Origin of the sequence: Lachnoclostridium sp. An196, assembly GCF_002160135.1 — a bacterium.
Lineage (GTDB): Bacteria > Bacillota > Clostridia > Lachnospirales > Lachnospiraceae > Hominiventricola > Hominiventricola avistercoris.
In genome coordinates, this window is record NZ_NFJZ01000001.1 from 311,972 (window position 1) to 323,349 (window position 11,378).

The following is an 11,378-nucleotide window of genomic DNA, read 5'->3' on the forward strand; positions in this document are numbered from 1 at the left end:
TTAGTGCAGGCGGGTTTTTCTTACTTTGTCCGTCAGCTTTTGACCCAAAAGCCGCTTAACGCCTTCCTTTACATAGAATTTTAATTCTCTCAGCAGCCACCGGGGGGAAGGGCGGAAAACGCCCAGTTCTTTTTGCATACGGTGCTTTTCCCGATGGGAGAGCAGTTTATTCTGGTCTGAGTATCCGGAAATTTCGTAGATGCTGACCGGACAGGGGCGGTAATCAAAAGAGACTCCTCTTAAATACATGGACAGAAAAAAGTGATGATCGGCGCAGACCCGGTAGGAGATATCATAGGGGTGATCTGCCAGCAGCCGGCGTTCTACAAAGACAGACTGGTGACAGAAAGCCATTTCCCATTTCAGATTTTCCAGGGGAAGGGCGGGATAGAGTCTCCTGCGCCCCTGATAAATACATATGGTATCTCCGTAGATAATCTGTCCCCGAGGGGGTACAGAAAAGATCTTTTCCAGTGTGTCAGGGGAGGCCAGAAGATCGCCGGCATTCAGGAAAAGGAGCCACTTTCCCCGGGCCATACGTACTCCTTTGTTCATGGCGTCATAGATGCCCTTGTCAGGCTCTGATATGGAACGAAAAGTGATTTCCTTTTCCAGAAAGAGAGAGCGTGTATGATCCAGAAGCGGGCCGGTTTCGTCCTTGGACGCTCCGTCTATGACCAGGTATTCAAACTGCGTCCAGGTCTGTATGAGCAGGCTGTCTATAGTGGCCGGAAGAACATCGGACGAATTGTAGCAGACAGTAATCACGGATAAGACGGGGGCAGACATAAAAGAGTCTCCTTTCGTATATGATGGTTTATTATAGGCGATAAAGGTCCAAAGAGCAAGTCCTGCCGAGGACAGAATAATAGACAAATGACGCCGGGTAGGGTAAAATAAAGCTGAACAGACAGAAAGGTATGGATATGAAGGCATTTAAAAAGGATTTTTGTTTTGCTCTTGTGTGCGTGGGAGTTTATATACTTGTTTTATGGAACTTGATCCCGTTTGTCTATGGTATCATTGATGACCGGTCCATGATGGAGATTGTGTCAGGGCAGTATCTGGGGAGGCCGGATCCGCACACAATTTTTATGGGATACTGGTATTCTCTTTTTTTGGCGGGACTGTATACGGTGCTTCCCAATGTGGACTGGTATGCGTTTTGCTACATCGTGATGCAGGCGATGTGTATGATCCTGATCCTGTTCCGGCTGGTGAGAGAACGGGAGAGGAAATGGGAGAAAGTATTGTGCGCGGTGCTGGCACTGTCGTCATTTGCGGCGTTCGGCGTACAGGCAACTGTCCAGCTTTCTTTCACTACAACAGCCGCGGTGTTGGGTGTGACGGTTGTTTTTCTGTATGCGACGGCGGAAAAATTAGAGTGGAAAGACGCGGCGCTTCTTTTTTTCCTGCTTTTTCTGACCAGTCAGGTACGTTTTGATATTTTTTGTATGACAGTGCCGGTATGCGCGGTGCTCTGGCTTTTTCGGGTGGCTGTACAGGGGCAGAGAGACAGGATACAGTTTTTGATGCCGGCGGCTGCGCTTGCAGTGCTTGCGCTTGCCATGCTGGGGAATTTTGCCGGATACGGGAGCGCCGAGTGGCGCGCGTATAAATCGTATGATAACAGCCGTACGGCGATCTATGATTTTCCGGATTATACATTTCCCGAATATGAAGGGGCGGAGGAGTTTTACAGCAGCGTCGGAATAGAGACAAAAAGCCGGGCGAGAACCCTGATTAACTACAATTATACCGCGGATGACCAGATTACGCCCGAGTTCTTTCGCAATTATATTGAAGCGTATCAGAAAACATACCCTTCTGAACAGACAGTTGTACAGAGACTGGCACAGAGCGTGAAAGATTATCTCAAAGGAGTCCGGGACAATCGGTTTTATATGCAGCATCTTTTGGGGCTGGCCATGTATGCCGGATTGGTGATCCTGGCATTGTGGAAAAAAGAGTGGGGCCTGCTGACAAAGACGCTTTGCACAGGGGGAATCCAGGGGATCATGTGGATCTATTTACTTTATAAAGGGAGGATCCCGGACCGGGTGATCTACAGTATGAACCTGATGCTGCTGGTCACAGCGTTTCTTTTGTGGAGGGAAATTTTCCCCAGGATTTCTCTGCCCGGCGCGGCCAGAAAGGCCGGAGTTGTGGCATGTATGTTTGTTCTCTGCTATCTGGCAGGAGCGCAGACCGCAAAGTTTCGCGGGAAAAATCAGGAGCTGAGCCGGTGGAACCAGAATATTGAGTCGCTGAAAGAATACTGTATGGAACATCCCGACAACTTCTATTTCAACGATGTCACATCGCTGGCGTTTACGACCTATAATGTCCGCCTGTGGCGGGATCAGCCGTATGTGATGAACTATATGTCTCTGGGAGACTGGATGAGCTTTAGCCCTATTTGGAAGAAGAAGCTGGAACAGGAAGGCATCACGTCCGTAAAAGATGCGTTGTACGGACAGGATAATGTATATCTGATCTGCAATTTTGATAAAGGCCTGGAATATCTGATTACTTTGTATACAAATGTAAATTGTCAAGAGATAGATGGAATTCCTGGATTTAATATTTATGAATTATCGGAAAGTTGACAATACAAATTTATTTTTTGTGGTGCGATGGAGACAAATATGTTGAAAAAAAATCAAGAAGAATTAAAAACCAATTGGTTAAATGCTGTACGTTTTTTCGCAGTTCTATATGTCCTTTGGACGCATTATGAATATGAGATATTTGCTGAGGTTCATCCCTTGGGACAAAATATCGAAAAATTGTTTTTTATGCCTCCTTCACCAAGTTCGTGGTTATTATATGGATATACAGGAAAATATGCTGTCGCTGTCCTTTGTGTCATTAGCGGATTTGTCACAGCCTATTCGTTAAACCATAAAAATAAAACTTCTGTTGTATACTATTTTGTTACAAGGTATTTACGGATTATGCTTCCAGTCGTAGGCATATGCTTATTTACTTTGGCGTTTTTATTTATTAGGGATGGAATGGTGTATTATGATATTGCGTATATCGTAAAGGGAATGTTTCTACCAGGATCAAAAAATTTTTATGGATATTTTTGGTGCTTATCTTCATTTTTAATTGGAAATTATTTGATTTTTGTTTTGCATCATCTCCTAAAAAAAGCGAGTGTAAAAGCAAGATTGTCTATCTTAGGTGTTTTTATAGTTTTGAACTATTGTGTCTGGTATAAGTTGTATATCTGGGACTTGGTATGGGCTATATCTGTTTTAACAGGGTATTGGATATATGAATTTGTCCAAAATTATAAATTATTTTTACCATATGGCATACGCATTTTTTCGCTTTTGGTTGTTTGGTGGCTTCCAAGGGGGGATGAATCACTAAAAATATATATACGGGATACTGTAGCTGTTTGTATTATTATAACTTTATTACTTAATTCTCGCGTTGTAAACAGGTTGAACAATATTAGTAATCAGAAAATACCAGCAGAAATCTTTGGATATAGTTATTCTTTGTATGTTGTACATGGATTTTTTATGAATTATTTTGCAATTGATTTAACAATTGGATTGCAAAATGTGTTTAATCAATGGTGGATAACATATATAATTTCTTTTTTGATAAAAACATTATTCGATTTTGGGTTCGCGGTTATGTTGAATTGCTTATTTGAGAAGTTAATTTATAAAAAATGTTGTAGGATTTTAAAACAAATGATAAAATAATATGAATTATAATAAATGAGGTAGTATGCCCATGGACAGCTTTAACCAGTATAAACGCCTGATCCGTACCGGAGTGATCAGTCTGGAAATCTTAATTGAAGCGATTATTTTTGGATATATCTGGCTTGAGATATATAATATCAGGATGGTTACGCCTTTTGAAAACAAGGGCCACTGGATGATGATCGGATTTTATGTGCTGTATCTGATCGCTTTTGTGTATCTGTACGGAGGAACCAAATATGCCTATTACCGGAAAGGACAGCTGATCCTGTCTCAGACGCTGGGCACTTTGATTGCCAATGCGGTCATGTATGTGCAGATTATCATAGCATTCGGCGTTTTCCCGTTTCCGATTGTGTGGCCTATGCTGCTGGCGAGCGCGGTGGATTTTGTGGTGATCGTGATCCTGAATCAGATCTCGGACCGGATGTTCCACAGACTGTTTCCGCCCAAGAGGCTACTGGTGATCTGTGATTTGAAAAACAAGGAAAATCTGCTCCGGAAGATCGCGGGAAGAAAAGACTTATATGAAGTGTCCAAATGTATATCCGCGGAAGAGCCGCTGGAACGTCTGAAGGACGAGGTGAAGAATTGCGATGCGATGATGCTCTATGGAATTGAAGAACAGAAGCGCAACGATCTGGTGAAATATTGTTTCGAAAAATCCATCCGCATCTACGTGGCGCCGGAGATCTCGGACATCCTGCTCCGGGGAGCAGACCGCCTGCATTCCTTCGACACGCCGTTTCTGCTGCTTCGCAATTACGGTCTTTCTATTGAGCAGAAACTGATCAAACGCCTGATGGATATTGTGCTTTCGGCGCTTATGCTGGTGGCGGCGTCCCCGTTTATGCTGGTGACAGCTCTGGCGATCAAGCTTGAGGATCACGGACCGGTATTGTACAAGCAGGAACGGGTCACCCTGAACGGGAAAAAGTTCTGGATCTATAAATTCCGCAGCATGATCGTGGACGCGGAGAAGCAGGGCGCAAGATTCTCTTCCAAGAATGATGACCGGATCACGAAGGTGGGCAGAGTGATCCGCGCATTGAGGCTGGACGAGCTGCCCCAGCTCTTGAATATCCTGAAAGGGGATATGAGTATCGTGGGCCCGAGACCGGAACGTCAGACCTATATCGACGAGTTCTGTAAGGAAACGCCGGAATTTACTTACCGGCTGAAGGTGAAGGCAGGACTGACCGGCTATGCGCAGATATACGGCAAGTACAATACAACGCCGCTGGACAAGCTGAAGATGGATCTGATGTATATCGAGAGTTATTCGATCCTGCAGGATATCCGGCTGATCTTCCTGACGCTGAAGATCATGTTTACGAAAGAGAGTACGGAAGGCGTAGAGGAAGGGCAGAATCATGCGTAGATTTTGGATATTTAATCATTATGCCACGACCCCTAAGACAGGGCCGCTTCTGAGGCATTATTATTTCGCGGAATATTTAAAAGAAAAGGATATAGAGACGACGGTCTTTGCGGCGAATGAGCTGCATCAGACCGGGACGTCGGTAGATACGATGGGAAAGCCCTATCTTCGCACCGAAGAGGAGGGGGTTCCCTTTGTGTTTGTTAAAACGAGCAAATACCGGGGAAATGGAATTTCCCGGGTTTTTAACATGCTGTCGTTCTTTTTCGGGCTGCTGCGCATTTCAAAAAAATACGCGAGGCAGTACGGAAAGCCGGATCTGATCATGGGATCCAGCGCTCATCCGCTGACCAGCATCGCGGGGATCCTGGTCGCAAGGCGGTTCCATGTGCCGGTGATTGTAGAGGTGCGGGACCTGTGGCCGGAAGCGATCTTCTCATTCGGGAAAGTGAAGATGGACAGTCTGATCGGAAGGGCTTTAAGCGCCGGTGAAAAATGGATGTATGTACACGCGGACGCCATCGTGTTTACAAAAGAAGGGGATGTGGACCATATCAAAGAGATGGGATGGGATACGGCCCATGGCGGGAAAATCGACCTGGAGAAATGTCATTATGTGAATAATGGAGTGAAACTGGATGATTATTACCGCAGTATTCAGGAGGACGTCCTGCCGGATCCGGACCTGGAGGATGACAGCTTCAAGGTGGTCTATACAGGGACTCTGCGTCCGGTCAATAATGTGGATAATCTGCTGGATACGGCAAAACTGCTGCAGGATCATAAAGACATCCGTTTTCTGATCTTCGGCAGCGGAAATCAGCTGGAGAGACTTAAGAAACGCGCGGAAGACGAGCATCTGGACAATGTGAAGCTGAAGGGATATGTGGAAAAGAAATATATTCCTTACATCCTGAGCCGTTCTTCCGTGAATATTCTGAATTATTCACAGTCCCATTACAACTGGTCCAGGGGAAACAGTTCCAACAAATTGTTTGAGTATATGGCAAGCGGGAAACCGATCATATCTACGGTGAAGATGGGGTACTGCATCCTTGACAGATACCAGTGCGGGCTTTCTCTGGAAGAGTGTACGCCGCGGGCTCTGGCGGATATGATCCTGAAGATTCATGACATGCCGGAAGATACGTATGCACAGATGGCGAAAAATGCCAGAGAGGGCGCAAAGGATTTCGATTTTTCTGTGTTGACGGAACGATTGTATAAAGTAATAGAAAATCTGGTGGATAAGGAGGAGGTTTAACATTTTACAAGAAATAAAAAAGTTATGGAACAGAAAGATTGTTTACTGGAAACGTGATAAGATTATACTGAATGATTTGAGTCGAACCACAGTACCCCATCAGGTGAATCTTCATTGGTATAGTTGTAACAGAGAAGATGGATTGGAGAACTTTGGAGATTATTTGTCGCTTCCTGTATATCGATATATGTTAAAACAGCTAGGCCTGGAAGAACATAGAAAATTAGATAAAACAAAACATTTATATGCGATTGGATCCATTCTTTTTTGGGGAAGACAGGATGCGACGATCTGGGGAAGCGGCCTTTTAAATTATCCTCCGGAAGGTACATATCGTTCCAAGAAATTTCATTTGGATATTAGAGCGGTGAGAGGACCAGTGACGAGAGATATACTGCTTAAAGAAGGGTTTGAATGTCCGGAAGTCTATGGAGATCCGGCAGTGCTGATGCCTCTGATTTATTCTCCCGATTTAGCAAAGAAGAATAAATATAATGTTATAAAGCATAAAGCCAATTTCCAAAAAGGAGACAGCGATCATCAGATTCCGATTTTATGTAATGATTTTCGAACTGTCATTGATCAAATTGTTTCTTCGGAACTCATTATTTCTTCTTCTCTCCATGGTATTATCGTAGCAGAGTCTTATGGGGTTCCTGCTATAATGCTGGCAGATAATCGCACGGATTTTAACTATTTAAAATATGATGATTATTATTATTCGACAGGAAGGTATCAATATCCTGGTGCAAGATCTGTAGAGGAGGCATTAAAAATGACCCCAGCGCCCTTACCGGATCTTGCTGAGATGAGAAATGATTTGTTGGATGCGTTCCCGGTAGATTTATGGGAATGATAGAGAATATGAGAAATAAATTTGACCGATATTATCAGACATTAAAATATCTGAAAAAAAGCCAGATCAAATACCTGGTCCACAACCGGCTGACCGGCAGAAAGAAGGCGGCGACGTCCGCGCAGGCTCCTGCGTACGGGGATCTGCCGCTCTGGATACCGAGGCTGGACCAGCATCCTGATTACCGGAAGCGGTTTTCGGTGGAGGAACTGCTGGAGGGAAAGGTTACTCTGCTCCATGAGAGCGGCCATCCCGGGGGAACAGGATGGCGGGAGCCGGAGAAATCGCATCTGTGGAATTTTAATCTGCATTATCTGGAATTCCTGATTCCGCTTGCGGCTGCCTGGAGAGAGGAACCGGACCGGAAATACTATGAATGTTTCAGGGACTACTGCCGCAGATGGATAGAGGATAACCGGGAAGGCACCGGAGACGGCTGGCATCCTTATACGATCTCTCTGAGACTTACGAACCTGTGGATCTGCCTGGACGGATTTGGAGAAGTGGTGAGGGAGGATAAGGAATTTTTCCGGCAGCTGAATGACAGTATGTATGCCCAGTACCTGCATCTCCAGAAACGGCTGGAACTGCATCTGCTGGGAAATCATTACTTTGAGAATCTGAAGGCAGTCATGCTGGGCGCGCTGTATTTTAAGGAGCCGGGCGTATATGATGCGTATAAGATCCGGTTGGGCGATGAAATCGCGGAGCAGATTCTGCCGGACGGGGTACACTATGAGCGGAGTCTCATGTACCATAAACTGATTCTGGAGGATCTGATGCGTACCGCAAAAGCGGTAAAACCGGCAGACCGTCTCCTGTATCAGGAACTGCTGGGCACGATCCAGAAGATGGCGGACGCCATGTATTCCCTGGAAGAGGGACTGGGGCGCACGCCGCTGTTCAATGACGCGGGAGATAACGTGGCCCGGAGCATGACAAGCCTGCTGGCGGCGCTGCGGGAAGAGTTTTTGATCACGCCGGTGCCGGGACAGGCATTTCCTGACGCGGGATATTACTGCCTGCATGGAAAGAATATCAAGATCCTTATGGATGCGGGAGAGATCGCGCCGTCTTATATGCCGGGACACGGACATTGCGACGCCTTAAGTTTTGAATTGTCCTGGTGCGGGAAGCCTCTCCTGGTCAATTCCGGAACTGGACAGTACCAGGGAGAGCTTCGGCCTTATTTCCGCAGTACGGCAGCGCACAATACCGTGGTGATCGATGGAGAAGAACAGTCCGAGTGCTGGGGAGAGCACCGGGTGGCACGAAGGATAAGCCAGGTGTCCGGACAGGCCGAGGGAGACCGGATCCGGGGGAAGCTTCTTACCTGTACGGGAAAACCGCAGGGACGTTCCATAGAGTGGAACGGACAGAGCGTGGAGATCTGGGATCAGGTCCACGGATTCGCACAGGCTTATTTTCATCTGGCTCCGGGTTTCTTTTATGAAGAACAGGACAGGAAGGCGCAGATCCGAAGTGAAGCCGGAGACCTGGTCTGTACGGTACAGGTCGCGCCGGGGGACCATATCACGGTACACCGTCAGGGGCGGATCTGCTCTTACGCTTCGGAGTTCGGCAGGATCGAGCAGACAGAAGTGCTGGAGGTTTCCTGGCCCGCGGACGGGTCAGAGCACATGATACAGTTGAATTTTACAGAAACGAGGAAAAACATATGATTAACGTAGTAGGTCTGGGATATATCGGCTTGCCCACCGCGCTGATGTTCGCTTCCCACGGAGTGGAAGTGGTCGGCACGGATTACAATAAAAATCTGGTGGATACGCTGGTCGCCGGGAAAACCACATTTGAGGAAGACGGACTGGATGAACTGTTTCAGGAAGCGGTCCGGAAAGGGATCCGTTTCTCCCATGAATATCAGAAGACGGACGTGTATATTGTGGCGGTACCGACGCCTTATGACAAGGCAAGCAAAAAAGTAGACGCAGGCTATGTGGCGGCGGCAGTGGAAAATGTCATGGAAGTGTGCCCGAAAGGAGCCACGGTGGTGATCGAGTCTACCGTATCTCCCGGTACGATTGACAAATATGTGCGTCCGGTAGTGGAGGCAAAAGGTTTTGTGATCGGACGGGATATCCATCTGGCGCACGCTCCGGAGCGGATCATACCTGGAAATATGGTGTATGAATTAAAGCACAATTCCCGGACGATCGGCGCGGACAGCAGGGAGATCGGAGAGAAGATCAAAAGCCTGTATGCTTCTTTCTGTGAAGGAGAAATTGTGGTGACTGATATCCGTACCGCGGAGATGACGAAAGTGGTGGAAAACACGTTCCGCGATATTAATATTGCGTTTGCCAACGAGCTGGCGAAAATCTGCCGGTCTGACAATATGGATGTGTACGAGATCATCCGGATCGCCAACAAACATCCCAGAGTCAATATCCTGACGCCTGGACCCGGCGTGGGCGGCCACTGCATCTCCGTGGATCCCTGGTTTCTGGTAGGAGATTATCCGGGACTCGCCAATATCATACTGGCGGCGAGAAAGATCAACGATTCCATGCCGGATTTTGTATTGGAGCGGATACACAATATCATGAAAGAAAAGGGCATGACTGATGTGGGACGCGTGGGACTGTATGGTTTGACTTACAAGGAAAATGTAGACGATGTGAGGGAAAGTCCCACGCTTCAGATGCTGGAAAGCATGGAGAGGCACCTGTGCGGCGGGCAGATCAAAGTGTATGATCCTTTTGTGACGAAGGACATGGTTCCCAACCAGTATCACGATCTGGACGCGTTTCTGGCAGACGTGGATTTTGTGGTGCTCCTGGTGGGACATGATGAGATCAAAGAGAATATGGATAAGCTGAAAGGAAAAGTGGTGCTGGATACCAGGCATATCTGTTTCCTGGACGGGGTGTACCGGCTGTAGGATGGTGACGTCATGGCTGCCAGGCAGCCATGGCGTTCTTATATGCGGTTTCAAATGCGTCCAGCATCTGTTTTTCTGAAAAATGAAGAACAGCGCGTTGGCGGGAAGCCAGAGATTTTTCTCTCAGGACATCCGCGGAAGAAAAGGCCTTTTCAATCGCCTTCGCCAGACTTTGGCTGTCAATGCTGCGGACACACCATCCGGTATCGGCGATGATCTCTTCCATGGCGCAGATGGAAAACGCAATGACCGGCGTTCCGCAGGACATGGCTTCGATATTGACAAGGCCGAAAGTCTCATACAGGGAAGGATTGACCAGCAGATCGGCCATAGCGTAGAATTCATTCATTTTTTCCTGATCTGAGATATATCCAAAATGCCGCGCTGCGAAACCGCATTGCCGGATCTTTTCCAGCCCGCCTTCGCGTCCCGCGATCAGGAGCAGATAGTCTTCCGGAGAGGGAAGCTTTTCCAAAGCGCCGAGAAGGAGATCCATTCCCTTTGACTTTTTCTGCGGATCGGCGGCGACAAAGGCAAGGATATGCTTATCTGCCGGCAGCCTGTATTTTTCCCTCAGAGAGCTCTTATCTATGGGTTTCCACAGATCTGTGTCCAGACTGTTGTGGATGCAGATACATTTTTGCCGGCCGATCACAGACTGCCGGAACTGCTGTTCCATCCAGCGCGACGGAACCGTGTACAGGATAGAGGAACGGTTAAAGCATTCCTCTTTTTCTTTCAGAAGCGCGGCGGCCTTATCCTGGCGGAGCGGAGGATAATTATCCAGGTGAGGGCAGGAAGAACAACCTTCTTTCCAGAGGTCGGGACAGCCTGTGGGAGAAGCGCAGTGACCGGTCAGCGGCCAGAAATCATGTACGGTCCAGACAACCGGGCAGAGCATGCTCAGCTTCCGGATGTCGCGGATGCCGAGAAAATTGCCGTGCGCATTGTGAAGATGGATAACGTCGATGTGTTTATCCTTGATAAAAGCGGATATTTTGCGCAGGCTGTAAGGAATGCTCAGGCTGTCGTTCCCGTGGTTATGTGTGATGAGACGGTTCAGCACCAGGCGCGCTTTTGTATCGTAAATCGCTGAAACATTGTCGGGCAGAGGCTCCGGGCGTTTGTGGTAGCTGACGATCTCATATACATGATGCCCCCGGGCAGACATCCCCTGCAAGATCTGGCTGGCGACGGACTCGGCGCCTCCGCATATATAAGTGGTGTTTAAAAATAAAATATTCATG

9 protein-coding genes are annotated in these 11,378 nt (G+C 47.4%); 7 read left to right on the forward strand and 2 right to left on the reverse strand.

All coding sequences use genetic code 11. The annotated features are described in order from the left end of the window. Nucleotides 1–789: a glycosyltransferase family 2 protein gene (locus B5F29_RS01380; RefSeq protein ID WP_162608331.1), complete on the reverse strand. Its 789-nt coding sequence runs from the start codon at nt 787–789 to the stop codon at nt 1–3. A 137-nt stretch (nt 790–926) separates the two neighbouring features. Here B5F29_RS01380 and B5F29_RS01385 point away from each other — a divergent pair, with 137 nt between their 5' ends. The 7 genes from B5F29_RS01385 (at nt 927) to B5F29_RS01415 (ending at nt 10,131) form a co-directional block, all read left to right on the forward strand. Next, nucleotides 927–2,609, forward strand: a complete 1,683-nt coding sequence (locus tag B5F29_RS01385) for a hypothetical protein (RefSeq protein WP_087152884.1) — start codon at nt 927–929, stop codon at nt 2,607–2,609. Between the two features lie 39 nt (nt 2,610–2,648). Then, a complete protein-coding gene (locus B5F29_RS01390) occupies nt 2,649–3,725 on the forward strand; it encodes an acyltransferase family protein (protein ID WP_162608332.1) in 1,077 nt (358 codons plus the stop codon). Between the two features lie 31 nt (nt 3,726–3,756). Further along, on the forward strand, nt 3,757–5,109 hold the full coding sequence (locus B5F29_RS01395) for a sugar transferase (RefSeq protein ID WP_162608333.1): 1,353 nt from the start codon (nt 3,757–3,759) through the stop codon (nt 5,107–5,109). Beyond that, nucleotides 5,102–6,373, forward strand: a complete 1,272-nt coding sequence (locus tag B5F29_RS01400; protein ID WP_206414156.1) for a glycosyltransferase family 4 protein — start codon at nt 5,102–5,104, stop codon at nt 6,371–6,373. Before B5F29_RS01395 ends, B5F29_RS01400 begins: the two co-directional genes overlap by 8 nt. Before the next feature lie 142 nt (nt 6,374–6,515). Beyond that, entirely contained in the window at nt 6,516–7,229 is a 714-nt protein-coding gene (locus B5F29_RS01405) for a polysaccharide pyruvyl transferase family protein (RefSeq protein WP_143449103.1), read from the forward strand. Between the two features lie 8 nt (nt 7,230–7,237). After that, complete coding sequence (locus tag B5F29_RS01410; RefSeq protein ID WP_162608334.1) at nt 7,238–8,911, forward strand: heparinase II/III family protein; 1,674 nt, start codon at nt 7,238–7,240, stop codon at nt 8,909–8,911. Next, entirely contained in the window at nt 8,908–10,131 is a 1,224-nt protein-coding gene (locus B5F29_RS01415) for a nucleotide sugar dehydrogenase (protein ID WP_087152890.1), read from the forward strand. The genes B5F29_RS01410 and B5F29_RS01415 overlap by 4 nt, the downstream gene beginning before the upstream one ends. Before the next feature lie 10 nt (nt 10,132–10,141). Here the strand turns inward: B5F29_RS01415 and B5F29_RS01420 are convergent, their stop codons facing one another. Beyond that, entirely contained in the window at nt 10,142–11,377 is a 1,236-nt protein-coding gene (locus B5F29_RS01420) for a glycosyltransferase (RefSeq protein ID WP_087152891.1), read from the reverse strand. Between the last annotated feature and the right edge of the window lies 1 nt (nt 11,378).